Origin of the sequence: Calothrix sp. NIES-2098, from assembly GCF_963875125.1 — a bacterium.
GTDB lineage: Bacteria > Cyanobacteriota > Cyanobacteriia > Cyanobacteriales > Nostocaceae > Aulosira.
This window is the reverse complement of the sequence record NZ_CAWNKJ010000001.1, coordinates 809651-835369: the sequence shown is the minus strand read 5'-3', so window position 1 is coordinate 835369 and position 25719 is coordinate 809651. Positions and strand designations below refer to the sequence as shown.

Annotated in this window: 23 protein-coding genes; 5 read left to right on the top strand and 18 right to left on the bottom strand. The window is 39.8% G+C overall.

The features are described from left to right. Positions 1-110: 110 nt before the first annotated feature. Complete coding sequence (locus AACU33_RS03485) at positions 111-902, bottom strand: glutathione S-transferase (protein ID WP_096587062.1); 792 nt, start codon at positions 900-902, stop codon at positions 111-113. Positions 903-1755: 853 nt separating this feature from the next. Between AACU33_RS03485 and AACU33_RS03480 the strand changes: the two genes are divergently transcribed. Then, positions 1756-2673 (top strand): fasciclin domain-containing protein, encoded by a 918-nt coding sequence (locus AACU33_RS03480; RefSeq protein ID WP_096587061.1) that lies wholly within the window; start codon positions 1756-1758, stop codon positions 2671-2673. 155 nt (positions 2674-2828) lie between these two features. Here the strand turns inward: AACU33_RS03480 and AACU33_RS03475 are convergent, their stop codons facing one another. Together AACU33_RS03475 and AACU33_RS03470 are read right to left on the bottom strand one after the other, a co-directional pair. Then, positions 2829-3209 (bottom strand): nuclear transport factor 2 family protein, encoded by a 381-nt coding sequence (locus tag AACU33_RS03475; RefSeq protein WP_096587060.1) that lies wholly within the window; start codon positions 3207-3209, stop codon positions 2829-2831. A 45-nt stretch (positions 3210-3254) separates the two neighbouring features. After that, complete coding sequence (locus AACU33_RS03470) at positions 3255-5711, bottom strand: hybrid sensor histidine kinase/response regulator (RefSeq protein ID WP_096587059.1); 2457 nt, start codon at positions 5709-5711, stop codon at positions 3255-3257. Between the two features lie 644 nt (positions 5712-6355). On the opposite strand from AACU33_RS03470, the gene AACU33_RS03465 reads away from it, so the two are divergent. From AACU33_RS03465 to AACU33_RS03455, 3 genes are read left to right on the top strand one after another with little or no spacing between them, the layout of a single operon-like run. Beyond that, positions 6356-6853 (top strand): molybdenum cofactor biosynthesis protein MoaE, encoded by a 498-nt coding sequence (locus AACU33_RS03465; RefSeq protein ID WP_096587058.1) that lies wholly within the window; start codon positions 6356-6358, stop codon positions 6851-6853. A 42-nt stretch (positions 6854-6895) separates the two neighbouring features. Further along, the gene (locus tag AACU33_RS03460; RefSeq protein ID WP_096587057.1) at positions 6896-7162 is read left to right on the top strand and encodes a ribbon-helix-helix domain-containing protein; all 267 of its coding nucleotides are present in this window, start codon (positions 6896-6898) and stop codon (positions 7160-7162) included. Beyond that, the gene (locus AACU33_RS03455; protein WP_096587056.1) at positions 7162-7458 is read left to right on the top strand and encodes a type II toxin-antitoxin system RelE/ParE family toxin; all 297 of its coding nucleotides are present in this window, start codon (positions 7162-7164) and stop codon (positions 7456-7458) included. Before AACU33_RS03460 ends, AACU33_RS03455 begins: the two co-directional genes overlap by 1 nt. 58 nt (positions 7459-7516) lie before the next feature. Here the strand turns inward: AACU33_RS03455 and AACU33_RS03450 are convergent, their stop codons facing one another. From AACU33_RS03450 to AACU33_RS03390, 13 genes are all read right to left on the bottom strand, one after another. Further along, complete coding sequence (locus AACU33_RS03450; protein ID WP_096587055.1) at positions 7517-8416, bottom strand: glycine betaine ABC transporter substrate-binding protein; 900 nt, start codon at positions 8414-8416, stop codon at positions 7517-7519. 67 nt (positions 8417-8483) lie between these two features. After that, positions 8484-9116: an ABC transporter permease gene (locus AACU33_RS03445; RefSeq protein ID WP_096587054.1), complete on the bottom strand. Its 633-nt coding sequence runs from the start codon at positions 9114-9116 to the stop codon at positions 8484-8486. Beyond that, positions 9113-9871 carry an ATP-binding cassette domain-containing protein gene (locus AACU33_RS03440; RefSeq protein ID WP_096595112.1) on the bottom strand — a complete coding sequence of 253 codons (759 nt, stop codon included), beginning with the start codon at positions 9869-9871 and terminating at the stop codon, positions 9113-9115. Before AACU33_RS03440 ends, AACU33_RS03445 begins: the two co-directional genes overlap by 4 nt. A gap of 101 nt (positions 9872-9972) precedes the next feature. Next, positions 9973-10935 carry a pyridoxamine 5'-phosphate oxidase family protein gene (locus AACU33_RS03435; protein WP_096587053.1) on the bottom strand — a complete coding sequence of 321 codons (963 nt, stop codon included), beginning with the start codon at positions 10933-10935 and terminating at the stop codon, positions 9973-9975. A 177-nt stretch (positions 10936-11112) separates the two neighbouring features. After that, positions 11113-11712 (bottom strand): glutathione S-transferase family protein, encoded by a 600-nt coding sequence (locus AACU33_RS03430; protein WP_096587052.1) that lies wholly within the window; start codon positions 11710-11712, stop codon positions 11113-11115. Between the two features lie 112 nt (positions 11713-11824). Continuing rightward, complete coding sequence (locus AACU33_RS03425; RefSeq protein WP_096587051.1) at positions 11825-12403, bottom strand: TetR/AcrR family transcriptional regulator; 579 nt, start codon at positions 12401-12403, stop codon at positions 11825-11827. 353 nt (positions 12404-12756) lie between these two features. Then, a complete protein-coding gene (locus AACU33_RS03420; protein WP_096587050.1) occupies positions 12757-13218 on the bottom strand; it encodes a nitrogen fixation protein in 462 nt (153 codons plus the stop codon). Positions 13219-13259: 41 nt separating this feature from the next. Continuing rightward, positions 13260-13601, bottom strand: a complete 342-nt coding sequence (locus tag AACU33_RS03415) for a hypothetical protein (protein ID WP_096587049.1) — start codon at positions 13599-13601, stop codon at positions 13260-13262. 178 nt (positions 13602-13779) lie between these two features. Beyond that, the gene (locus tag AACU33_RS03410) at positions 13780-15483 is read right to left on the bottom strand and encodes a hypothetical protein (protein ID WP_096587048.1); all 1704 of its coding nucleotides are present in this window, start codon (positions 15481-15483) and stop codon (positions 13780-13782) included. Between the two features lie 120 nt (positions 15484-15603). Beyond that, positions 15604-17505, bottom strand: a complete 1902-nt coding sequence (locus tag AACU33_RS03405; RefSeq protein WP_096587047.1) for an ABC transporter permease subunit — start codon at positions 17503-17505, stop codon at positions 15604-15606. A gap of 35 nt (positions 17506-17540) precedes the next feature. Then, entirely contained in the window at positions 17541-18491 is a 951-nt protein-coding gene (locus AACU33_RS03400; RefSeq protein ID WP_096587046.1) for an ABC transporter ATP-binding protein, read from the bottom strand. A gap of 276 nt (positions 18492-18767) precedes the next feature. Beyond that, positions 18768-19619 carry a mechanosensitive ion channel domain-containing protein gene (locus AACU33_RS03395; protein ID WP_096595111.1) on the bottom strand — a complete coding sequence of 284 codons (852 nt, stop codon included), beginning with the start codon at positions 19617-19619 and terminating at the stop codon, positions 18768-18770. Between the two features lie 493 nt (positions 19620-20112). Beyond that, a complete protein-coding gene (locus AACU33_RS03390; protein WP_096587045.1) occupies positions 20113-20871 on the bottom strand; it encodes a DUF5995 family protein in 759 nt (252 codons plus the stop codon). Positions 20872-21522: 651 nt separating this feature from the next. Between AACU33_RS03390 and AACU33_RS03385 the strand changes: the two genes are divergently transcribed. Further along, on the top strand, positions 21523-22563 hold the full coding sequence (locus AACU33_RS03385) for a caspase family protein (protein WP_096587043.1): 1041 nt from the start codon (positions 21523-21525) through the stop codon (positions 22561-22563). 288 nt (positions 22564-22851) lie between these two features. Here AACU33_RS03385 and AACU33_RS03380 read toward each other — a convergent pair whose 3' ends face one another. Further along, entirely contained in the window at positions 22852-23940 is a 1089-nt protein-coding gene (locus tag AACU33_RS03380) for an aromatic ring-hydroxylating dioxygenase subunit alpha (RefSeq protein WP_096587042.1), read from the bottom strand. A gap of 327 nt (positions 23941-24267) precedes the next feature. After that, the gene (locus AACU33_RS03375; RefSeq protein WP_096587041.1) at positions 24268-25581 is read right to left on the bottom strand and encodes a TldD/PmbA family protein; all 1314 of its coding nucleotides are present in this window, start codon (positions 25579-25581) and stop codon (positions 24268-24270) included. Between the last annotated feature and the right edge of the window lie 138 nt (positions 25582-25719).

Here is a 25719-nt window from a genome sequence, read left to right as displayed (position 1 = left end):
TATGTTGCATTTTAGTTGTAGAGTTCAAACTTGCGACGAAATTCTAGCACAAATTGTCATTGGTCAAAAGTCATTTGTTATTTAATCAATGACCCTTGACCAATAACTAATTAGTCAATTTGGATTGAAGTTGGTCTGCTTGCTGATGGAGAAGTTCCAATTAAGGGTTTACGGAATTGAGCATAAAGGCGATCGCGCCACTCAAAAAAGAGTGCATAATCGGGATTATCTGCTAAACCAGGCACTCCTTTACCTTGCAGACCTGCTGGTAAATCTAAATAAGGGCCATCAGGAAACTTTAGCAATATTGATAATCCTGCTACTGCCAAGTCAGCTAAACTTGGTTCATCTCCCAACAAATAGGGACTATCGGCTAACAGCAGCGTGAGTGCTTCTAAGTCTTGTTTTAAATCTGCGATCGCAGACTTGATGACATCTGGACTATAACCTACCCCAAAACCTAACACTGTTAATAAATCACGGGGTACTCCTTCCACCAAAGTTTTGAATATATCTGGTGTCGAGGTGGGTAATAAAGACTTGCGAAAATTTTGGTCTTGACTAATAGCAGCAAATAGTGCTTTGCGTCCTTTAATACCTATCGACTCATCCGCCCATTCTTCTATCAATAAACACGCACCTCTTTTCTTGGGATCTTTCGGGATGAGTAGAGGTTCTGGATATTCTAAGTCTAAATACTTAGCGATTTCTGTAGAATCAACAATATATCTACTACCATCTTTTAATACTGGCACTTGTCTTTGACCAGTTAGGCGAAACAGTTCTACCTGTCCAATTCCGGGTGTAACCTCTATTTTGCGGTAATCTAACCCCTTATAATCCAAAATTAACCGCACTTTTTCGGAATATTGGGATAGTTCCCATTGATATAATTCCAGCATCTGGCATTCCCTATAACTAGTGAATTGAGCAATTTTACTAATTGTATCTTTAGTTTCAGTAATCGTTTTGCTAATTGAATTGATAGGATACTAACTTATTTACCAATCGAGTTAACTTTTTAGGTAATTTTGGGAAAGCCCACCATCTTATCAAATAATGATTTCCCGATAGATGTAAATATCAAATAATTAAATTGTTTCAGTACTTACGCATAACTTAACCTAACATCTTATTCTTTAATTTGCACTAATTATTTTCTTTTTTCCTGCTTTTTTATATTTTAGCTTAAAAGTATAAAATATTACATAAAATTATTTTTATATATAACTATTTTTAGCTTATGCTGCGATCGCATATACATTTTCTAGGAGAAACAATAAATGAGATTTTTGCAAAATCCTAGCTAATGCTACCCTATTAGGAAAAACCCGATCGTCAGCTTGCAAATTTAGGCTTCCTCAAAGCCTTCATTATTTAGTATAAATAAATACATTTTATTGTTGTTTTGCCAAAGGATTTGCAACAGAGAGAGGCAAAATTTTCGTTGGTTAGATTTCCCTAACGACCAACTGGCACTTTCTTGATGTTGGCGTTGTACAATAACTAACTTAAATCAGAATCAGCAGTATAAGAAAGTTCAATAGGTAAGTTAACTTAATAGACATTGCCTGACGCTTAAAGATAGCTTGCAACTTTGTCCTAGCATAATTTTTGACTAAATCCATCATCCCCATGCAGCATGATTTTGAATGAGTTGGAGGCAAATTTCTTACTTCTTAGGTGAGATTTTGTGCGTAGCAAAATGTTATAAGTCTTTATGTAACCTGTGCAAAATAAAAACAAACAAAATTTATGAAGGCAAATTACAGTCAATTGCTGACAAATCTGGCAGGTATAGTCGGAATAGCAGGATGCAGCCTCTTCATTGCATTACCTTCTGGAGCAAAAGAGGCTACTAATCCTAGCCCCACAATTTTTAGCGAAGCTCCTTATAACCGTACTCAACGCATTGAAGCTAACGCTAACTATACGCCTGTTCAGCTTACAGAAGATGCAGCAAAAGGCAGAACTTCAAAGAAAAATGTTGTAGCACAGAAGAAGAGGACACTTAACCCTAGTCCTAGTATTTTTAGCGAGCCTCCTTATAACCGTGGTAGTCGGGCTACAAGTGGTGAAGTTTCACCTGCGCCAACCACTGTCCCCGAATCTGCACCCACCGCACCTAGCACACCAGCCATAGAAACACCTACAGCACCTGCAACACCTACAGCACCTACAGCACCTGCAACGCCTACCAAACCTTCAACAACTGTACCTACCCAAACTCAACCAGCAGGTTCAAGCAATACTCAAAACAAGAATTTGGTAGCACTGGCTGAATCAAATGCTTCGTTTTCAACCCTAACTAAAGCATTGAAAGCAGCTGGCTTAACAGCAACTTTAGAGGGCAAAGATAATTACACCATTTTTGCACCCACCGATGCTGCTTTTTCTAAATTACCTCAAGATGCAGTCAGAGATTTGTTGAAGCCTGAGAATAAGGAAGTTTTGGTTAAGATATTAACTTACCATGTTGTACCTGGTAAGGTATTAGCCAGCGATTTGAAATCTGGTGAAGTTAAAAGCGTTGAAGGCGGTGCGATTAACATCAAAGTCGATCCTGGTGCTGGCGTGAAAGTAAATGAAGCCAACGTCACTCAGACAGATATTACAGGTTCTAATGGTGTCATTCACGCGATCGATCAAGTAATTTTACCTCCCGACTTGTAATTCGATAGCGCGAGAAAATTCTCAGCGAATTTTGGATTTAGAATTCTAAATCCAAGATTGAAAAACGGATAATTTAATGTTTAAATAAAACCCCGTTTAACGTAAGTCTGACGGGGTTTTCAATTGAGGAGATGTTTAATTCATGGTTCTATAGTTTAGCGCATAATTGGGCTACCATGATGATGAACTAAATACCATTTTCCGCCGAGAAGCTGAAACACATTTGTGGCGATTGATTGTGCTTCTAGTCTTCTACCACTAACGACTTGAAGAATATTTTCTACTAGCACAACATAAGCAATATTATCAGCTACTTCCGTAGCCATAATATCTAAATTAATTTCTATGTAAGCAGTATTTCTAAATATTTGCTCCCAAGACGATCGCACCTGCTTCCAACCCCGGAGTATACTACGTCCGGGATGAATACAAGTACTACCAGTTCCTTGCGACCATAAAGCACTCATGGCTTCAATATCTTTTTTTTCAAAAGCTCGATAAAAGGCTGTATTAACGGCTAAAACTTCAGATGTCATGGAGAATGTTAGTTATTATTGAGTTGTTTGTGAAGTCATGTCTATTTATTGATGACTCAAGACTACTTGCAAAGTTTTTAATAATTCTTGCACAGTATATGGTTTAGATAAAAATGCTGTGTGCTGAGATGTTTTATCTCTAAATACTTGTTCGCTTGTCGCTAATCCACTCACAGCAATAATAGGTAGTTTAGGATTCATATTTTGCAAATTATGAATGGTAGTTGCTCCATCCATCTTAGGCATCATCATATCGATAATTGCCACTTTAATTTTATCTTGATTCTGAGCATAAATTGCTATTGCTTCAATGCCATCGCTAGCAGATATTGTTTGATAATTATAGCTTTCAAGTGATGTTGTAGTAATTTCTCTAATAGCAGCTTCATCATCTACAACCAAAAGCAATTCTCCATTTCCACTTGGCATTTCTTGGTCTTCTGACATCTGACTTGCAACTGTATTAACTGCTGGTAAGTACACTTTAAAATCTGTATTTTTACCTACACAACTTGATACGTTAATAAAACCATTATGTCCCTGAATAATTCCCATAACTGTAGATAAACCTAGTCCAGTACCACTACCAAATTCTTTAGTAGTAAAAAATGGCTCAAAAATTTTATCTAATATTTCTTGCGGAATTCCCAATCCCGTATCCGAAACTGTCAAAACTATGTAATGACCTACTTGCGCTTCTAAATACGATTGACTATAGATTTCATCAATGTAAATATTTTTAGCAGCTATAGCGATCTTTCCACCATTAGGCATGGCATCACGAGCATTCAGACATAAGTTAACCAGTACTTGGTGTAATTGAGTACTGTCGGCGTAAACTGGTAATAAATCTGGTTCTAATTCGGTAGAAAATATAATCGTTTTAGGAAAAGTTTCTTGAATAATTTGTTGCAGTTCAAATATAAGGTGTTTAATTTGTATGACTCGGCGATCGCCTTCAATTCCTCGTGCAAAAGATAGTACTTGCTTTACTAAATCCGAGCCACGTTTAGTATTATTTTCTATGATAGAAAGCATTTGCTCAATTTGTTGGTCGTGCAGTTTGTTTTTGAGTATTTGCACTGACATTAAAATTGGCGATAAGACATTATTTAAATCGTGGGCAATACCACTAGCAAGCCTGCCAATACTCTCCATACGTTGAGCGCGTAAAAATTGCTGCTCTAATTGTTTTTTATGGGTAATATCTTCAAAAATATATAGTCTTCCAAAATATCGATCTTGGCAATCGCGAACTTGAGTAGAGAAACGCCGAATAGTACGACCATCGTTAAATGCAATCTCATCTTCAATAACGCAACGGTATTCTTCACTTTGTAGAGGTTGGCATGAAGCGGCAAAAGCTGGAACATCTACGATCGATTTGATACAGTCGGGGATGATATCCTGATTCTTCAATTCTCCATCTGCCATCGGCTCTTTTAGGTGTTCGATACCCCAAATTTCACAAAAGCGATCGTTAAAATAAAGTATTGCATCAGTGCGGTTATCTACAACATAAAATGCTAGCGGAGACACGCTAGCCATTGAGCGTAAAAGTGCTTCTTTCCAACGTAATTCTTCTTCTGCTTGTTTGCGATTGCTAATATCGTCAATTACATAAGCGAATTGTGGACGCCGATCGGTACTTTGTGCAATTGCTGAGACTGTAGCTGATAACCATGTTTGTCCTTGGAGAGTATCGTAAGAATATTCAAACCGCACAGGCGATTGGCTTTGTTCTGCTTGATGATAGTAATGCAACCACTGAACTAGATGCTTGTGTGGTACGCCCATTTCTCGCTCTAAGCGATTTTCCATTGCGCTTGGAGTGAGTCCAAAAAATTTCGCTGTCGCCAAGTTATCAGAAATATGTAGAATGTCATTGTCTACTAACTCCACAATTCCCATCATCATTGGCGCGCTATCAAAAAAACTGCGGAGAGTGCTTTCGCTTTGATGCTGTGCTTGTTGTGCCTGTTGACACTCTGTTTTCAGATTGGCTAATTCTGCTAAATTCCGCCGAATTTCGAGTTGTTTAACGACCAAGCGACTTAAAGCTTGTAATGATTCTACCTGTTTCTGGCTAATTTGATGTGGTACGCGATCGACTACACATATAGTCCCGATTGCTTCTCCTCCAGGTGCGATCAAAGGTACGCCAGCATAAAATCTGATATGAGGTTCACAAGTGACAACCTCAGAATTGGCAAATCGTTCATCTGCCAAAGTATCAGGAATAATCAAAGACTGGGATTTTTGAATACAAAGCGGACAGAAACCAATTTCTATAGGCATTTGTTCCATATCCAACCCCACCTTAGCTTTAAACCACTGACGATTAGCATCAATGAGATTAATTAAAGCGATTGGTGTCTCACAAATCTGCGCTGCTAAAAACGCTAGATCGTCAAATGCTTGTTCTGGGCCAGTGTCAAGAATATGATACTGACGAAGAACTTCCAGCCTCGCCGCTTCAGGGGTACACATTAAAAATTTCATTCAACTTTCCTACTACATAGTGAATTACAACTTACCCTCGTGTTACTCACGATTCTTGAAATTCATCAATTAGGGAAGATGTAACGATAGCAGCAGTAAAATGCTGCCTATTATGATTTTGCTTTTACTGGAGATATATACATTTGTTGATTGTTTGCCCCCATTGGTAAGTTTTCTGATATCTAATTAGCCTTGTAAGATATTGAATCTCAATGAAGCCACTGACTATGGGATGGTCTAAAAAATCTAGCACACAAATTTAATTACCTTTAATTATAGTAATCTCTCTTTAGAAAGATGACGGTGCAATTGAACCGTGAAGTAAATTTACTTATATTTAGCTACTAGAAATCTAATTTGCTATTGATTTCCACCAATTAATCCTATAAAGTAATTTGCTATAAAACCCTTAGGGAGAGCAATATCAGGCTCCTAATTTGATTTTTGTGAAGCTAGGTACACCTGTACTTCTCTTTTTTCCTGTTCCCTTCCTATGCAAGTACTTCCAAGAATCAAATTAGATTGCGATCGCAAGCAAACAACGATAGAAACATCGATAGATTGAATTAAGCTGATGCGCATCTAGTAGATTTTGTAGTTTTTCAGCGCTCTAGCGATACGATGGAAAAAGAATATTAATTTATATGAACTCTTTTGTGACAAATACACTAAACTCTCTCTTGAAACAAAGAGCCGAAGATAGCTTTGCTATTACTCTTGCACCATTATCTCTTGAAGAAATCTATAGCAGAGCTGACGATCCAGCTAATGGTGCTGTGGTGGTGATGAGTGGTATGGTTCGCAATCAAACTGATGGTAAACCTGTGGTTTCTTTAGAGTATCAAGCCTACGAACCGATGGCACTGCGAGTATTTTCGCAAATTGCAGCCGATATTCGTTCTCTTTGGCCTGATGTCAATCGCGTAGTCATTCATCATCGCATTGGACGTTTGCAAGTTGGGGAAATTAGCGTTTTGGTAGCAGTAGGTTGTCCCCATCGCAGTGAAGCGTTTGAAGCTTGTCGCTATGCGATTGACACTCTAAAGCATAACGCACCCATTTGGAAGAAAGAACATTGGCAAGATGGTTCGAGTAGTTGGGTGAATATTGGTGCTTGCGAACAAGCAGGAAAAAGTTGTTAAAATTCTTGAAATGCATCCATTCTTTTAGCTGAGTTAATAGTTATGAATATCACACTCAAACCAGAAATAGAGCAATTTATCCAAGCACAAATTGCTACAGGTAGATATGCAAATGCTGAAGATGTGATTAGTAAAGCATTGAAATTGCTAGCAGAATGGGACAAAGATTATCAGGAGTGGGAAGAAGAAACTAGTAAAAAGATTGCTGTTGGACTTGCTCAGATTGAAAGAGGAGAAGTACTTGATAGCGATCTAGTGATGGCACGACTGGAAGAAAAAATAAGAAAAGCCCGTGAGCATCAAGGGTAATGGAATATGTAATTGCTGTAGAAGCTAGTCAAGATTTAGATGAAATATTAGAGTATTTTCTCCAGCGCAATATTGATGCGGGAGAAAAGTTTATTCGAGAGTTTAATAAGAAGTGCCAGAATATAGTGAAGTTTCCAAATATTGGTAGAAGCTATGCTAAGTTTGAACCGACGCTCAGAGGAATTCCTTTAGATGGTTATATTATTTTTTATCGAGTGTTTGAGGACAGGTTGGTAATTGTGCGTGTGGTGAGTGGTTATCGAAATTTAGAGTCTTTGTTTGCAGATGATGAGTAAATTTATAGGCTTGATTTTTTTATCTCTCTTCTTTCTATTGCCTGCCTTCAATAGTAATTTATAAACCTTTTGATTTACGAAACTCCCGTACAACCTCTTTAATATCGCGTAATTCACCCTCAACTAAATAGTTTAATTGCCGCATTTCATCTGCGGTAATGCGTCCGGTAAGTTGAGCGATCGCTTTTTTTAACTGCGGATATTTTGCTAAGGTTGCTTGTCTGATAATTGGCGCAGCTTCATAGGGTGGAAAATATTGTTTATCATCTTTTAGCACCACTAAACCCAAACGAGCAATCTGCCCATCAGTAGAATTACCCGCTACCATATCTACCTGTTTTTGAATTAACGCCCGATAAATTAAACCCAAATCCATAATTTGTGGTGGTTTAGCAAAATGCAAATTGTAGGTTTTTGCTAATCCCGGAAAACCATCTTCTCTTTCCAAAAATTCATACCCAAAACCACCACGCCACTGAGGTGTATATTGAGTAGCTTCCGAGAGAGTTTGAATGTTGTAGCGTTGAGCATCTTCACCCCGGATAATGATTGCAAAAGTGTTTTCAAAACCCAAGCTGGGCATAACTTCTAAATTAAATTTTTGGGCGTATGCTTGTTTTAATTTCTCGTAAACTATTTTTGGGTCGTTAACTACTTTTTGCTTAAGAATACCTGTAAAAGCTGTACCTGTATACTCTATATAAGCATCGATTTTGCCAGCAGTAATTGCACTATGACAGACAAAAGAACCACCCAAACGAGGGCGACGTGCTACTTTTAAATTAGTAGTAGCTTCAATTTGTTGGGCTAAAAGTTCACCTAAAATATCTTGCTCGGTAAAATCTTTAGAAGCTACGATAATATCACCACTGCTACTGGTAGTTGCATTGGGGCTACAACTAGCGATCGCCATTACCAAAGCAAATGTTAATAGGCAAAAAACCACGAATTTTCTCATATTAATTTTCGGGTATTTTTTGATTTATAACCCCTAATTATTCAAAAAGTCAGGGTTCTGTAGAATGTTAATTTTTAACTTTTAATTTACCTTCAATCCAACCAATTACTAAATCAGCAATTAATGCAATTACAGCCGCAGGAATTGCCCCAGCTAAAATTAACTGATTATTTACTACTGCAATTCCCCTAAAAATAAATACTCCTAAACCACCAGCACCAATTGCCGCAGCAATAGTTGCAATGCCAATCGCAATTACAGTTGCTACGCGCACCCCAGCCAAAATTACTCCCATCGCTAAAGGAATTTCTACTTGGAATAACAATTGTTTATCTGTCATTCCCATACCTCGCCCAGCTTCCCGAATCGCTGGATCGACGCCAGTAATCCCTGTATAAGTATTGCGAATTATCGGTAATAAAGAATATAAAGTTAATGCCACAATTGCTGGTACTACCCCAATACCGCCAATTATAGGTACAGGAATTAATAACCCAAACAAAGCCAAACTAGGAATAGTTTGCAGAATATTAGCAATACCTAGAATTGGTTGGCGGAGTTGAGTTTGGCGGGTAATTAAAATTCCTAAAGGAATGCCTATTAAAACGGCAATTCCAATTGCAATACCCACCATAAATAAATGTTCCAGCGTATGCTGAACAATTTCTGGGGCATACTTGATGAGGAAGAAGTCTTTCATAAAGTGTCTTGCAGGGAACGCAGACATTGAAGAAAAGCTAGGCTTTCGGGATGTTGCGATCGCATAAATTCATCCTTTGTCCCTAATACTACCAATTCTCCGCCATACATTAAACCAATTCTCGATGCTAAAACAAAAGCTTCTTGAATATCATGAGTAACGAACACAACAGTTTTACCTAAGTCCTGTTGCAAACGCCGAAATTCCTGCTGAATTTCTAAGCGTGTAATCGGATCGAGTGCGCCAAAGGGTTCATCCATCAATAATACAGGCGGATCGGCGGCTAAAGCCCTCGCTACACCAACTCGTTGTCTTTGTCCTCCCGACAGTTCATGGGGATAACGCCCAGCAAATTGTTCGGGATTTAAACCTACTAAATGCAACAATTCATAAACCCGCGCTTTAATCTGTCTTGGTTTCCAACCTTCTAAAGCCGGGACTAAGCCTACATTGCGTTCGACTGTGAAGTGCGGAAACAAACCAGTCTCTTGAATGACATAACCAATCTTACGCCGCAGTTTAATTTCATCCCATTCAGTTGTGGGAACCCCATCAAATAATACTTCCCCTTGGGTAGGCGCGAATAGGCGATTAATTAATTTCATCGTCGTAGTTTTGCCACTACCGCTACGTCCAAGTAATACCAATGCTTCGCCTTGAAAAATAGAAAAATTGAGATGAGAAACTAAAGGGCGGTGGTTGCGGCTAAAAGTGACATCGCGAAATTCAATGGCGATGGGATTTGTTTGTACCATAGTTAACTTATCTAGGCTTGGAAACAAGTATAGATAAGTTGGCTGAATGAGCCAAGAATCCTTCTGCTTGAGCGAAATGAATTTAAGTATTGTTAAATTTACTACCATGAACCAGTGCGTTCTAGGTAGGGCGAGAACTCCGGTTTTGACCAGCGAAGGGGGAGGCTGCCTTCTACTCTATATCCCATGTCAAGCCGGAAGCGAAGTAATCGCTCTGCACCCGTATATGTACTGATTTCCTCTCCTTGCCAAATTACCTCGGCAGTGCCCGTGAGGTATAGTAAGTTGCCTTGAGCAAAATCTACAAACAAAAGCCCTGCATGAGGATTCAGCTCTAAGTTGCCAAATGTATTAAAGTGATAATTGCCTGAGAAGTCAGGAATCGTCAGCGTATTGTCATTATCGATGCGCACGAAGCCTGGTTTGCCTCCCCGATGAGAAACATCTACGCCCGCAGTCGTCCCCGCCGACTCTGCTTGATAGGCAGTGGCAATGAAAAAGGTATCAGCAGCAGCAATCAGGTCGCGTTCTGGTTCTCCGAATACTGCGATCGCATGAATTGGTTTCGGTGATTCTGGATCGTATTCGCTTAAGTCAAACTTACGGGCTTGAATGTATTGCGGACAGTTGCCAAAGCTTTGCTTCACCTGCACCTCAAAGCCATTGGCATCGATTGCTGTGACAATGCCATTCATGCGATTACGGCGGCGAGTATGCAATTCAATACCGAGAAAGCCGATATCGATACCCTCTTTCAGGGTGGTTGCTAAAGGATCGCCAAATAGGGGTTTGGTTGCAACTCGCAAAGTGCGATCGTCTGGCGAGGATATAAAGCCTGGTTCCCCCACTAGAATAGAAGCCCACAGGTTACCCGATACATCCACAGTACCCACTATTAGGTAGGGAAGTTGGGCGTAGAACTGCCGATGCTGATCGGGCAGATACTCTCGAATTACCCGTCGTCCTTGCTTGTCCATACGGTCTTGTACCCCTAGTCGGGCTTGAATTGCCAGTTCGCCAGGGTGAAAGGGCGATTCGGTACTTGACCAGCCTGGGTTTACCATTGTGCTTTCTCTCCTTGCAAGGTCTATTCTATTGATGCTAATTTGTCGGGGCGGAGCTTTCTCTTACATCTGTAGGTTCTTCATCAAAGGGTAAGTTAGAACTCTTTTATAAACGCAGGAAGGAATCAGCTTTTTCTTTTTTGTCCCCCTCGTCCCATTTCCCGCCCCTGATAACTTCTACAGCCCTATCATTGGTATGTAGTTGGGCAATTGTTTGATGCGATCGCTCCACGCCAACAAATGATGATAGGGTGCGAGGTCAATCTTGCCATCGGGTGCTAAAGCAACGTAGGGAAAGACGGCGATATCAGCAATGGTGGGGCGATTGAACTCTAACCAGGTGCGCGTGCTTAAATGTTGGTTCAATTGAGTCAGGATATATTCGCCTTTTTGATGGGCGCGATCGATATTGATGTTAGATACTCCAAATCGATGGTAAAGTCGGGAATTTTCCAGCCCTTGACGAACTTCGCCAGCCGTCGTTGATAACCAGCGAACAACTTGTGCTAAAGATAGTGCATCTAACGGTAGCCATTGCTCGCCACCATACTGCCGTGCCAGATACACTAAAATTGCTTGAGCATCTGCGAGTTTGGTCTCACCATCGATGAGTAACGGTACTTGTCCAAAGGGGTTGAGTGCCAAATATTCTGGCGTTTTATGTTCCCCTTTCATCAAGTCAACTTTGATCCATTCATATTCAAGTTTTAAAAGTTCTAACAACAGCCTGACTTTATAACTGTTACCAGACAATTCATGACCGTAGAGTTTAATCATTGTATTTCTCTTTTTGATTACAAACTTGAAAGCGTTGCATTAAGAAGCGAATTCCAAATTGTCGTCATAATAGCTTACTTCCTACTAGTTGGATGTTAAAATGGTAAAAAAATTAACCTTTGACTAACTGTATTAATTGCTCAACTACTTGCTGAAACTGGGTTGCTCCACCGTGGACGCGAGCAACTAGCAACCCACCTTCCAACATCGCAAAAATCAAAGACGCCATCGCTTGTATGTCTCCACTAAAGCGAAAACTGCCGTCTTGACGCCCGCTATTGAGCAGAATGGCTAGCTTGGCTTCGTTAGCTTGGTAAAAGCTCCGAACGCGCTCTACGCATGGATGATTTAGGGTTGCTAATTCAGCCCCTAACATCCCATATAGACAGGCTTTATCCTGGCTACCGCTGCTGAGAGTGGCTTCAAATAGTCCGCAATATTGCCGTAGTTTTACCTCTGGCGGATCGCTAGAAGCAATAATACCGTCTAAAATCCGCAGAAAGCGATCGCTATATCGGTCAAGCAACGCCGCCAGCAAATCGTCCTTTTTAGGGAAATGCGTGTGGACACTTGCCTTACGAATGCCTACGCTCTCACTGATATCTTGATAGCTCATACCGTTAACGCCAACACGTTGGATTAGGTCTTGAGCTACATCAAGAATTAAAGTTTTGGTATCTGTTTGCTTCATGCTTGCATCCTATCAATAGGTAGGAAAGATGTCAACTATTTTGAGAAATTCAGCCAGACTTTTCTTTTATCGGTAACTTTTCCGAAATCGCCTAGCGCACCATTGTAATCATTACCAGAAAGATAAACTATAACTAACTTCTATACCTTAAAGTCCGGGGACATACCCCAACGAAAGCCCAGTGATTGTCACTGGGTTTTTGAGTTTGAGTGCGATAGCGAAGGGCGTGTGGGAAGTGTGGGGGGAAAAGGAGGAAATAACCAATGACTCTTGACTCTTGAGTAATGACAAATAAAAAAACTCAGGCATCATAATTTGCCTGAGGGTGTGAGTAATTTAGTGAGTGTGAAACTTTAAGATGCTGCTTTTTCTGTAACGTAAATAGAAGGATCTGCTGCTTGACGTAACTGTTCAGAATAAGCGTAAGTATCTGTGACGATTTGCGGACAACGCATACATGCTGCCTTACCTTCCTGTTGCCACCAACGGCAGCTAGAACGAATTTGGCAAGGAGGAAGTGCTTCTACTACAGTCGGTAAACCCTCAACAATTCGCTGTGCTAAACGACAGTTAGAACCATCAAAGTGCTGACATTTCTTCTGGGCACAAGTGGCTGCAAATCTAAAAATCTCTGTAGGAGTAACTGGTTCTGCAAGTGCCAAGAGTTCATCAGTGACTGGTTGTGGTTCTGCAAGATGGGCTAGGCGGGGTTCTTCAACCGTCCCAACTACTACTGCAAACGCCACACTATTTGCCATCTCTGGTCGGGCACTGGGGCAAAGGGGTGAATTGTTGCTATCCCTTGTATGTTCCATGTTTACAACCATCACCAATATTTTGGTGGTCTTTTGGTGTTCTAAAATGTTTCGAGTGTAGGAGCAGGATCGTAAGCAATCAGTCCAACTGTGATGGGTGGAGGGCAAGGAGGGTAGGCGATAAGTCCAACTGTGATTGGAGGATAAGCGATTTTACCAACGGTTACAGGCTCTTTAACTTCGGAATCAATTACAGGTTCTACAGGGTCTATTTGAATATCAGTCTTAGTTAGACTTGTACTTTTAGTTAGTCCTCCCATAACTTTACGAGATGCGATCGCACGTGCAACAGCAGATTTAATCGCTCCTCCTGCTTCTGGATCGATAGATGCTAATAAAGACTCAGAAGTGACAGGTGATAAATCAGAAATCGAAATTGTCATGACAATTTAGCCTCCTCAAAATTCTTGCAGGCGAACGTAGTTTTATATGTATTGCTAAAATCGAATTCTGCTCAGTGAGCTTGTTGCTTGTATGTATAATCACAAATGCTCATAAAAAAGTCTGGCCAGATTGACCAGACTTCACAAAACTTTATCTGAAATTTGTCGAGAACTAAAATTAATTACCTGTCAGTATTGCTTTTGTAGCGGATTCCCCAGCTTTTATCAACTTCCGTCGCAATTGGAAGACTAAAAAGGTCATAAAACTCCAGTAGCTAAGAATTGGGAGGAACGCTGTTAGAGGTGATAGTGACTTTCCATCTGGAGAGATTGCAAAAATTGGCCCCACTATTGAGAATAACCAGAGAAAATTATTACTTCTAGAGGAAGAGGCAAATATGGCGACCACAATTCCTGGTACAACGATTGCAGCCCCGACAGTGGCCGCAGACCAAAATATTCGATGCTGATTTTTGGAGAATAAAAGCAGTTGCGCTATGGCTGCATAGAGCATAGCTAAACTACCAGATAAAACTAGCGCAAACAGAGCATTAATTTTGTTCTCAATTGGGTATTGGGAGAGTAATATTAACGTGCTAATGGCAATGATAGCAATGGCAGCATTGATGGCGATCGCTAACAAGCCCGGACTTTTTTCGCTCCAGATTAAATCCTGAACTAAATTGTTATCAGCCAACCCTTTAGAACGAGAAGTTCGACGGTAACGCGCCCAATCTTGCAGTGCTTGACGATGAGGATTGAGAGCCGCAATTAAATATAGAAACAGCCAGAAATCTAAGAACAAAAGACAAACAAAATTTTCGGCTAGCATATAGGAACCAGGCTCAGACTCGAAAACTAATCTTTGCCAATTTGCACATCCTAAAGTAAAAAAAGCAAAGCAAGCTGTTAATAAATAACTCTGACGCTTGCTTAACATAGTGGAATTAGGATCGCGAAAGCAACGTTTTAACGATTGCCAAATAAAGTATGTTCCTAGTCCGTAAATTAGTACAGTAAAGCCAAGTGTTGTAAATAAGTTATCTCCCAGAGGCAATGCGAACCAGCGGAAATTGCTAAATCTGGAGCTAGCAGCTGTAAATGTAGAACTAATAGCTGTATTCGGAATTAAGTAACAAGGATTAACCAGCCTAGCAAAAACTAAAGGATAACTATCTGTGATTTCTGCAAGGGTTGTTCGCATAGTTACTATGAGAAAACATAGAACTACGCCACTACCCAACCAAGCTTGAAAACCTCCCAGCCAAGAACCAACTAAGCCAAATAGTAGTGCAGCACTATAGTATAAAAAGCAGGCAGCAAGCACTAATGTATAAAAGCTGAAAATCTCATACAAGGGAATTTGGCCAGCTAAAGCCGACCATAAATGCAAAGGAAGAGCTAACAATATGCCAATGTATAACAATATTGGCACACCCAACATTTTGCCCGATAAAATAGTTTGAGGCGATTGGGGACTCAAGCGAATAAAATTGAGTGTCTCACGCCGTTCTTCAGCAGTTAAATCGCTGATAATGAGATAAGTTCCTGCGACTAAAAGAGTAAAACAGCCAATAATACTCAGCCAGGTAAATAGATCCAAAGACCATGCTTGCCAGTTGATGATTACATTACCAAATTCATCACCAAGACATTCCTGCACGTTATATAATTGTCTTCCTGTACAGTATTTGTGAGAGTTATTGTATAGCAGATCGAATTTAGTTGGTAGCTGGGTTTGGAAATACATAAATAGTAGAAATTGACCCAGCGAAGATATAGCAACAGACAGCAATAAGTTGCGCGACTTCAGCCTACCTTTAAGTTCGCGAAACAGTTGCGGATTCCATTCTCCTACTTGATTAATCCAGTTCAGATTCATAGTTAAAACTCTCTATGGATGCGCTGTTGTGGATAAGAATTAGACGCTTTTAACTTGAAATACTTGAAAATTTTAATCTCTTAAGGTGAGCAATGCCCACCTTACTACTGCTTTCTTGTACTAGCGCCGTGCCAACAATGCTTTTGTCGCAGACTCTCCTATTAACCTCACCTGTTTTGTTAATTGCATGTTTAAAAATATTATGACGCCTAATTCAACTATCAGTGCTTTAAAAATTGTGATGGTTGCAGCAGATTCTAAACCAGCCCAAGGGAAAGTAGAAAATAGCCATGTTACAGGATATTTTTGGGGATTAATGCCAAGTATGCCGAGAAAAATTGGTGGTAATAATATGGCTGCGCTAACAGTACCAAATGCCCAAGCAGCACGCTTAGGAGTTTTCATCAACAGCATTAGTTGAGCTAAACTGCTGTAAATCATCATTAAGCTAATAAATAAAGCCACAGCTAAAATGGCCTTTAATCGTCCCAGGTCATTAACCCAATGTATGCTGTTGTTATGGTGAGTATTTAAAACAGGCGCAAGCACAATCCAAACTATTAGCGGCAGGGTTGCGATCGCTAAATTAATGAGCATTGCTAAGATTGCTGGACTTTTATCTTCTAAAACCCAAGCTTGTACCCAAGAATTACGCCAAAAACTTTGAGAATTAGAAATTTTTTGGTGTCGATACCTTGACCAATCTTGTACAGTTTGTCGCTCAGGTGAAATAATGCAAATGAGAACAAATAATAGCACTAGGTTAAAAAATGCTATAAACCACCAATTTTGTCCAATTTGGTAATTCAAATCATAATAGCAAACCTTAGAGCTATAATCTCTGGAATAGGGGCAGTAATTGTTATAATATTGCAGCGTAAAGCCCCAAAAGACGATTTGATAACTAGCGACTAACAGGTAACTCTGGACTTTATTGATTATTGAGCTATTAGGATTGCGAAAGCGGCGTTTCATGGCTTGCCAAGCCCAGTAGATGCCTACACTATAATTTAATAAATGTAAGCCAACTATACCTAAAATGCTTTTACCAAATGGTACATAGAAAAACTGTACTTGTTCTAGAGATGAATTATTATTACTTCGAGGAATAATGTAATTCAACATCTCAAAAGGACTTAACAGTCTCAACCAAGTACCTATATTACGAAAGTCTGCACTAAAAGCTAATGTCTGGATAGTAATTAGCAAAAATACCAGAACTAAAGCACTAGCTACCCAAGGTTTCAGAGCGCTATACCGATCGTTAACTAAGCTAAAAAATAGTCCATTACTGTAGAAGAAAATACAGCTTGCAACAAGAACTACATAGAAAGATAAAATGGGAATTAAGCCAATTTTTGCATAAATTCCAGCCCATAAATTTAAAGGTAATGCAGCTGCGATCGTGAGGTAGATGGCAATTGGTACTCCTAGCATTTTGCCTATGAGAATACTGGCTTCTGATTGGGGACTGAGACGCAAAAAATTCAACGTACCACGACGTTCTTCTTGAGCCAAGTTATTAACTAGCAAATAAGTACCAGCAACTAAAAGTGTGAATACAAACAACACACTCAGTGTTACAAATATATATTTCCAATGATCTTGCCACCACAATTGCATATTTATTTGCTCTGGCGGACAAGGCCACTGATATAAAATCCGATCGAAATTAGACCGTTCATCTGTCAGGGTTGAAAGTTGGGCTTTTAATTCTTTAATTTTCCCTATGTCGTAGTTTTTATTACCGCTATATAAATTAATTTTTTGTTGAACTTGGTCGATTTGGGTAGATAGAGAACTTAGCTTTGCCTGATAGTCTTTGCTGAGATTGCAATATGTCCCAGACATCGGGTATTTTTTACCAGGTATTTCAGTAAGTTGAAAGAGAAAAACTACGATCTGAGTAACTACTGATATTGCCAATGCAATTAGTATATTAAAAACTTTGAAACGTCCTTTAAGTTCCCGGAAAAGTTGGGGATTCCAGTCACCAAGTTTGTCTATAAAATTGAGCGTCATTGGAAAAATTCTCCAAAAGGGGAACTATTATGAAATCAAGATGCTTGTTTGTGTCCTAATTTGAGGAAGATAGTTTCTAAGTCTTCTTGAGTAGAGTGAAAATCTGTCACCGGAATATCAGCTTGAATAAGCGATCGCAATAATTCCGCACAGTCTTCCTGTGTACCAGAAAAGTTAACTCGCACGCTGTTTCTTCCTGGTAATACCTCCCACTCTTCCACCAATGGATGATTCTTCAATTCGCTCAAAAGTGCTTCTAGTTTCCCCAAAGTTGATAACATTATTTGTTGCTTGGCTAATCGCTGGTAAAGCTGTTGTAGTGAAGCACTTTCTACTAAAAAGCCAAGTTCCATAATTCCCACAGAAGTACACAGTTCTGCTAAGTCACTGAGGACGTGGGAAGAAATCAAAATTGTCATTCCAGCTTCTTGCAAAGCCTTAATAATTTCCCGAAACTGCATCCTGGCGATCGGATCAAGTCCGGAAACTGGCTCATCTAACAGCAGTAAAATCGGTTCGTGAATGATCGTGCGCGCTAAACTCAAGCGCTGCTTCATTCCCCGTGACAAGGTAGAAATTGAGCTATTGCGCTTATTACCAAGTTGTATCAGTTCCAAGACTTCATGGAGACGTTGAGTGCGTCGGGGTTCCCGCAAGCGATATAGCCGCGCAAAGTAATCTAGGTAATCCCAGACTGTCAGATCCTCATACAGGGGATAGTCATCAGGTAAATAGCCAAGATGACGCTTGAGGGTGGGGTTGCTTTTGTCACGTAGCAAGCGATCGCCATTAATATAAATCTCACCCGTAGTTGGCTCCTCTGCGGCTGCTAACATGCGAATGAGAGTTGTTTTACCTGCGCCATTCGGCCCAATCAGTCCGTATACTTCACCTGCTTGGATCTCCAAATCAACATCATTGACAGCAACGTGTCGATCGAATTGCTTGGTTAGTCCAGAGGTACGAATTGCTAATTCTTTTACCATAGCTGCTTGGTTGCGGCTTGTGATTTACAGTTAAGCTAACCTCTCTCTACACCTTTTGTCAGGTTCGTTTCAGAAATGGAAACCAAGTTTACACAAACTTCACGTTATTATGGGTTTTCACTTAAAACTATAGTATTAATTTTTACTCAAATTTAAATACTCAAATTCCCGACTTCTTCAAGAAGTCGAGAATCTAATTTTTGACATAAAAAAGTAGGTAAAGTATTATTCTTTACCTACTTTCTCATTTTTATTCTTGGGTTTTGTAGCGCAGTCTTAACTATTAATAGATGCTGGGATTATCGGATCGATTCCGTTGGGTGATAAACTGCTAACTGAATAACGATGTTCGGGAACGGGATAGCCGGCTTCGCCAAAGGTTTCACGTATAACTTTATTGGTGTCGAAGTACACTTGCCAGTAATGAGCGTTATTGCAATATGGCCGTACTGCTAGTACTGGCCCTGCCATGTTAAACTCGATAATTTCTACGTCTGGTGCTGGACTTTCGAGAACGTTAGGAATGTTGCTAATTTTGGCTTTTAAGCGTGCGATCGCATCATTATGATTAACAGTGTGATGCAGTTGGGCTACTAGGTCAACTCGACGGTAAGGATTGGCAGAAAAATTCTGGATATTGTCAGAAAAGATTTTATTATTTGCAACAATCGTCAAAACGTTATCAGGTGTAGTGATATTAGTGGTGAACAATCCTATATCTGTAACAGTTCCTGTAACGCCTGCTGCGGTGATAAAGTCACCAATGTTAAATGGTCGAAAAACAATTAAAAATGCACCTGCGGCAAAGTTTGCCAACAACCCACCCCAGGCTGCACCAATTGCTATACCTACTGCTGCTAATAATGCTGCAAAAGATGTGGTTTCAACACCGAAGAAACCGAGAATTGCCACAACTAGAACAATTCTCAGTGTGACAGAAATAATATTGAGAAGATAGTTAATCAGTGTTGGCTCAATGTTTTGGCTACGGAAAGCGCGTCGTACTAACTTCAACCCAAAGTCAATCAATCGCTGGGCGATAATCCACAATAGAATAGCGCCTATCAGCTTCAGCCCAAACTGCGTTAACAGTTGAAGAGTAACTTGACCAATTTCGCTTAGATTCATAAATTTTTCTGTTTGTGCATTGTTAAACACAACAAACATACAGGTAATTCAGTTCAAAATGCGTAGAACTAGTTTTTTTTTAACTTTTTATTCTCATGTCTAATGAAATAATAAAATATTTTCAATAAATATTTGTCAAGCATTAGCATAGCTTACCGTTGCGATCGCTCTGAAGATGACGCTAGTGTGATAATAGATGTAAACGCTGTAAACCCTTGTTTGGTAAAAGTTTTAGTACAAATAAATCCTGTATTAACCATTAAGCGTGTTGATATTTCCTGAGATGGTAATAAAAGTGTTTTCCGAATTTTTTCCAGTATTTCAATATCTTTTTATACAAAAACTTATTTTGTGGAGTTAGACTGATAGCAACTTTATTAGTGTGGGGCTTTGATGAATGGATATGACAGCAGTGATATATAAAGTCGTTAAATTCTTAATAAAAATCTAGATATGGTGGGCATCACCCACCATATTTTTGTTTGTCATGTATTCAATCAGCAATAGTATTGAGAGCATTGATAATAGCAATCACATCATCACTTTCAGATTTTTTTATCAGATCTAGTGCTCTATCAAAAGTACGGCTAGGATTGGCGATCGCGCATCCTAAAAATGCTACTTTACTATCAATTATTTTGACGATCGCTTGTTGTATATCAGGAGTTTGGTAAGCCAAGATTTTCGCATTATTCCAAGCTTCCTGACGAGCCTTGCGAATGCTAAAATTGAAAATAACTTCATCTTTTTTACCGCCAAACTTATCTAAAATTTCAATTAAAGGCGACAGTTGCCCTAGAACCAACTCGACAGGCTCAAGCAAATCGCTAAGAATAGCGTTAATTTTAATAAAGTCATCTTGTAAAGTTTGTAGTTTATCCCCAGGACAAAGTTCAGCAGCTACAATACCTAAATCTAAATTAATATGAGCATTAATTGCTAATAGTAAGTGTTGCGCAATTAGTAACTCTGATTTTTGCACTGCATCGAATGTGCTTTGCCAGCTTCGCGTTGATTTGATATTTTTTTGGTAATCATCCCAAGCACGAAAGTAACGATTAGCAAATTGTGTAGTGAACTCTTCCATTCTGGCCGCATTGTCAAAAAAGCCATGTTTAATGCCTATCTTCACTTTCAAAGTTACTTGACGATAAAGTGCAGCAAAAAATCCTCTACGGCTACGTTCTTCTATAGCTTCAGCAATAATAGCGTCTAAGTACTGGATAACTTCGTCAGTATTGTTAGCTAGCATAATATTCTCTTTATATATAGATAAACTTGATTCAGACTGGCAGGGACTGAAATGCTATTTATGCGATGTCCGATCGCAAGCTGGTTTGCAGCTACGCATTTCTGATGTTTGGGATCAAACCCAAGTTATTAGTACTTTGTAAAAAAGTTAAATCATCCACCCTGTATATTTATCTGTCAGGGATCAAGAATTTATGCAAGTTTAACTCAGCAAAATCTAAATACTTAGATTTTTGGCTTCTTCAAGAATTAGGGCATCTTCTAGCTATATTGTTAATACTTTTTCTGGAAATGTTAAATGAATGATTGAAGTAACTATATAAATGAGATCTAGCTGAATAGAGATGCTTCAGATCTAGAAAGAAAGGGCAGTTAGCTAAATTGTCACTCCGATAATATAGATATTCGTTTTAAGTAAGGATTTTCACTTATAAAGTAAGTGCGTTCTGATTTGCCGTATCCCTGCGGGGAAGCAAGCTACGCGTAGCATCTCCAACAGCAGAAGACATCGCACAGCCTGACAAATTTATCGAGTCAAACAGGCGATCGCTTTCCTCTGTAGTAAGGACAGCTTGTTATAGAGTATGAAAGGCGGATATTTAACGACAGCCTACAAAGCAGCTACGCATTGAACATCATCATCAAACAGGGTATGACAAACGCAACTTTCTCTAACGGTTATGCATTACTTATTGGCGTAGGCGCAGATTTAGCTGTCACTGTCAAAGATGCAACAGCCTTAAGAGATGTATTGATCGATCCGAATCGCGCCGCTTATCCCCCAGCACAGGTGACGCTGCTAACCGAAACCGCTGCAACTCGGCAAAATATTCTCGCAGCTTTTGACCAAATCATCACTCAAGTACATCAAAATCCCGATGCAACTGTCATCATTTACTACTCTGGTCATGGTGGACGCATCAAGCGCACCAATGAATACTTCCTTGTACCGTATGGTTACGACCCCAGCCAACGTGCAAATACTGCTATATCAGGTTTAGAATTTACCCAAAAAATTGAAGCAATTACACCTCGTAAGCTGGTAGTTTTATTAGATTGCTGTCACGCTGGCGGCGTTCCGGCGTTGAAGGAACCAGGGGAAGTGTTTGTCAAATCACCTTTACCCCCAGAATTGTTGAATGTGCTGGGAACAGGAAGCGGTAGAGTTGTGGTTGCTTCCTCACGAGAAGATGAATATTCTTACACGGGTCAGCCTTATAGTGCTTTTACCGATTGCTTGTTAGAAGCCTTGCAAGGAAAAGCCGCATTTAATCAAGATGGCTATGCTCGAATTTTGGATATTTTAGTGTACTTATTTGACCAAGTACCGAAAAGGGCTTCGGGGCCACAGCACCCCTTTGTGAATAAAGTGCTGGATTTGGGTGATAATTTCCCGCTTTGTTACTACGCAGGTGGAAGTAAATTTTTACCTGGTGAAAGTGTAACTAGACAAACTACCCCAATTTATTTAGGTTTAACTGCTGGACAACGCAGGCGATCGCAACAGAGATTATATGCACTGCAAGCAGAATGGAATCTTCGCAATGAAAAAGTAAAGCAGATGCGGCAAGCTTTAGCAATTGAGGCTGGAACAGCAGTTAAGTTTCAATTAGAACAGCAGCTACTTAATGAAGAGGCAAAACTGGCTCATCTAGGCGATGAACTCGATCGGCTTGAATCAGAATTACAGTAATCGGCACTGAAATGTTTAAATACAGTTAATCAGTGTTGATTTATACTATTTCCAGTTTTTAGAATGGTTATACTCGATTCTAGGTTCTACCTGGGAATTACGAAGTGGCTTTGCCACTTCTTTTTATGTAAATGGTAGCCTAAAAAATAATTAAAAACAAAATCCAAAATTTTACAGTAATTTCAAACCTAATATGCAGGTTTGGACAATAGGGGGAGTGAGGAACAAGAAGGGTGTGTGGGGAGTTTGGGGGACAAATAACAAATTACCAATTAGACACACATTAAATTAGTCATTAAGTGCATCTCGCCATTTATCGCGATTATCTCTAGCTTCTTCATCACGCAGAGAACGCACTTGTTGCCAACTTCCCCAATATAGGGCTGTTTGTCTTTCTAGATGGTTGATAAACTGTACGATCGAGCGATCTGCTTTTATCGGAGTTTTCAAATTAAACTGCATTTTCTCAAACAGCTTTGCATCACCTGTAAGAAAAATTTGACCCAAGATATTAGCTAGCCATAGCACAATTTGATTACATAACCAACCAAAAATTCCCTGACGTTTTTTAATCATCAATATAGTACGTCCTTCAGTCTTTCCTCCTTCTAAGAGGCGCAGAGTAAACATAATATGCAAATGCAGGAAATCAGGTCCCAATGTTACTATGCTAGTGCCGCCATACCAATAACAAACATTATAAGTAATAGCATTTTTGTAAAAAGGACGAATAAGCTTGATCAAAAGAGAACCTTCTCTACCTCGTGTTGTATTGCTGAAGGTAATAGCATTTTGATTTAGCTCTTGTTGTTCAAAGATAATTTCTAATGGCAGTTTGTGAACTGTATTGAAATGTTGAGTATCGATAGCGTTAACAATTACTACATGGGGATGAGAGTTAGTAACAAAATGAGAAAAAATAGCGACATCACATTCTTTTTGTTCTAACTCTGGTATAAAAGGCAGAGGTTGTAGTGGAATTTCCCCAGTCCATACCCAAATCATCCCGTATTTCTCTGCGGTAGGCCAAGATTTTAACTTGATCGGAAGCGGTTCATCTAAACAGGGAATATCAATACAAAATCCTTCACGATCGAATTTCCAATGGTGGAAGAAACAGCGTAGTTCATTACCCTCAACTTTACCATCGCCTAAATGAGCGCCCATATGTGGACAGTAAGCATCAATAGTAACAGCTTTTCTATCTTTACCTCGATACATTACTAGATCCCTACCTAATAAAGTGATAGACTTAACTTCACCTACCCGTAGATTATTAGCAGGCATTGCCCAATACCAACCTTCGATAAAACGCTCTGGGTTATTAAAAGTTTTAGACTTACGGTTTGAGCTAACGTTCTGCGATTTGAAGTTCATTTTTAGGTTTCACTGAAAGTGAAGGGCTTCATTATATAGTTCCTATTCAGCAGCCCTAAAAATGTAATGAGAGTTACTCCTAAAATCTCCCGATCGAATGAATTGATAAACTCTATTTGCTGGCTCAATATTTTTTACATTTTTCTCACCCTAATTGCAGAGTTAGGAAGGATGAAATCTTGAGCATGAGCTTGTCTGAAAAATGCCTGAGTAAAATTAAAAAAAAATTTGTGTTCGTTTTTTCTCACAAATTTCAGTAGATGAATGGTGCGTTGCACTTTGCGATAACGCACCCAACAACTACAATCCTGCAATGTTCGTAAATATTTAATTATTTCTACTGGTAGTCGAGAGTCCTTCTACTATGAGGGAGGGAGTGTAACAAGAACCATTCCAATCAGCATCGCCACCTAGGGTTACTAATTGTTTGAGAGCTGAGTAGATATTACCCGCAACCATTGTATCTTTAACGCGTCCAATTACCTGACCATTTTGTACGCGATAGCCTAAATCAATATTGATAGAAAAGTCACCAGAAATACCGCCACCTCCACCTAGCATTTGATCGACAATCAAGCCATCATCTATTTGTTGAATCAGATCTTGTAGTGATGTAGAACTCGGCTGAATCAAAAAATTAAATAAACCGGGAGAAGGATAACTACCCAAACTGGGGCGAAAACCATTACCCGTGCTACCAATACCTAGTTGACGTCCGGTAGTGCGATCGCAATAAAAATTTTGTAATACTCCATTTTGGATAAATACTAGAGGCTGGGTAGGAGAACCTTCATCATCAAAAGGACAACTGTAAGGCCCGGCTTCGGGGTCTTGGTAGAGAGTGAGGCTAGGTGCAACGACTGGCTTACCCACGCGTTCCGCCCAAGGCGAAGCTTTTTCCAGAACGCGTTTGCCATTCAAGGCTGCTTGCACCGTACCCCAGAGCATATCAGCAGCTTTAGATGTGAATAAAACTGGAACGCGACCGCTAGGAGGTGAGACGTTTTCTCTAGCCCAAATTAACCGTTGTAAAATTTGGTAAGCAAGTTTTTCCGGGTCGAGTTCGTCCCGTTGAGTTTGACCATCAGAAACGCTCAAAAAATCATCGCCTCGTATCCATTCAGCTGACATATAGCAGCTGAGGGTTGTATCTGTGTAGTAACAATCTAGACCTGCGGTATTGACAAGTCTAGTGTTTTCCACATCACATTCCCAATCGCTATTGCAAAGTACATCTGGATAAGCATCTCGAACCAGAGCGATCGCTTCTTTACCCCAGTTGACCAAAACCTCTATCGGCACACTTTTTCCTAAGTCTGGATAGGATGGCTGAGAGTTAGTTCCCAACTCCACTGGTTCTGGTTGATTAAGTTGACTCAAGGCTAGAGAGCGTTCTACCATCGCTTGCGGTTCTACGGAACCGTAAGCCACAGTGAGTCCGGGGCGGCCATTACGCCACAACCGCAGTGCTGTACCTTCAGATTGGCTAGTTTCGAGCTGCTTGAGGCGGTTGGCCTCAAAAAATATTGGTCGAGAAAGCGATCGCGACTGATACACTTCAGCGGCTTCTGCTCCAGACTTAATGGCTAGCTCCAGCAGATGTTCTGCTAGCGTATCTTGTGACAAATTTTCAGAACCCATGACCCTTGGTAAATTATGGATTGTGGATTTTGAACCGCAGAGGAACGCAGATCATTATCTCAAATCATCGACATTTATCAGCCCTTACCCTTTTGGCTTATTTACAAGTAATTAGCCAATAATGACCAGTCATTCGTC

Bases quoted from the DNA above. Each gene is read 5' to 3' on its own strand.
- AACU33_RS03485 (WP_096587062.1), bottom strand. From the start codon at position 902: ATGCTGGAATTATATCAATGGGAACTATCCCAATATTCCGAAAAAGTG.
- AACU33_RS03480 (WP_096587061.1), top strand. From the start codon at position 1,756: ATGAAGGCAAATTACAGTCAATTGCTGACAAATCTGGCAGGTATAGTC.
- AACU33_RS03475 (WP_096587060.1), bottom strand. From the start codon at position 3,209: ATGACATCTGAAGTTTTAGCCGTTAATACAGCCTTTTATCGAGCTTTT.
- AACU33_RS03470 (WP_096587059.1), bottom strand. From the start codon at position 5,711: ATGAAATTTTTAATGTGTACCCCTGAAGCGGCGAGGCTGGAAGTTCTT.
- AACU33_RS03465 (WP_096587058.1), top strand. From the start codon at position 6,356: ATGAACTCTTTTGTGACAAATACACTAAACTCTCTCTTGAAACAAAGA.
- AACU33_RS03460 (WP_096587057.1), top strand. From the start codon at position 6,896: ATGAATATCACACTCAAACCAGAAATAGAGCAATTTATCCAAGCACAA.
- AACU33_RS03455 (WP_096587056.1), top strand. From the start codon at position 7,162: ATGGAATATGTAATTGCTGTAGAAGCTAGTCAAGATTTAGATGAAATA.
- AACU33_RS03450 (WP_096587055.1), bottom strand. From the start codon at position 8,416: ATGAGAAAATTCGTGGTTTTTTGCCTATTAACATTTGCTTTGGTAATG.
- AACU33_RS03445 (WP_096587054.1), bottom strand. From the start codon at position 9,116: ATGAAAGACTTCTTCCTCATCAAGTATGCCCCAGAAATTGTTCAGCAT.
- AACU33_RS03440 (WP_096595112.1), bottom strand. From the start codon at position 9,871: ATGGTACAAACAAATCCCATCGCCATTGAATTTCGCGATGTCACTTTT.
- AACU33_RS03435 (WP_096587053.1), bottom strand. From the start codon at position 10,935: ATGGTAAACCCAGGCTGGTCAAGTACCGAATCGCCCTTTCACCCTGGC.
- AACU33_RS03430 (WP_096587052.1), bottom strand. From the start codon at position 11,712: ATGATTAAACTCTACGGTCATGAATTGTCTGGTAACAGTTATAAAGTC.
- AACU33_RS03425 (WP_096587051.1), bottom strand. From the start codon at position 12,403: ATGAAGCAAACAGATACCAAAACTTTAATTCTTGATGTAGCTCAAGAC.
- AACU33_RS03420 (WP_096587050.1), bottom strand. From the start codon at position 13,218: ATGGAACATACAAGGGATAGCAACAATTCACCCCTTTGCCCCAGTGCC.
- AACU33_RS03415 (WP_096587049.1), bottom strand. From the start codon at position 13,601: ATGACAATTTCGATTTCTGATTTATCACCTGTCACTTCTGAGTCTTTA.
- AACU33_RS03410 (WP_096587048.1), bottom strand. From the start codon at position 15,483: ATGAATCTGAACTGGATTAATCAAGTAGGAGAATGGAATCCGCAACTG.
- AACU33_RS03405 (WP_096587047.1), bottom strand. From the start codon at position 17,505: ATGACGCTCAATTTTATAGACAAACTTGGTGACTGGAATCCCCAACTT.
- AACU33_RS03400 (WP_096587046.1), bottom strand. From the start codon at position 18,491: ATGGTAAAAGAATTAGCAATTCGTACCTCTGGACTAACCAAGCAATTC.
- AACU33_RS03395 (WP_096595111.1), bottom strand. From the start codon at position 19,619: ATGAATCTAAGCGAAATTGGTCAAGTTACTCTTCAACTGTTAACGCAG.
- AACU33_RS03390 (WP_096587045.1), bottom strand. From the start codon at position 20,871: ATGCTAGCTAACAATACTGACGAAGTTATCCAGTACTTAGACGCTATT.
- AACU33_RS03385 (WP_096587043.1), top strand. From the start codon at position 21,523: ATGACAAACGCAACTTTCTCTAACGGTTATGCATTACTTATTGGCGTA.
- AACU33_RS03380 (WP_096587042.1), bottom strand. From the start codon at position 23,940: ATGAACTTCAAATCGCAGAACGTTAGCTCAAACCGTAAGTCTAAAACT.
- AACU33_RS03375 (WP_096587041.1), bottom strand. From the start codon at position 25,581: ATGGGTTCTGAAAATTTGTCACAAGATACGCTAGCAGAACATCTGCTG.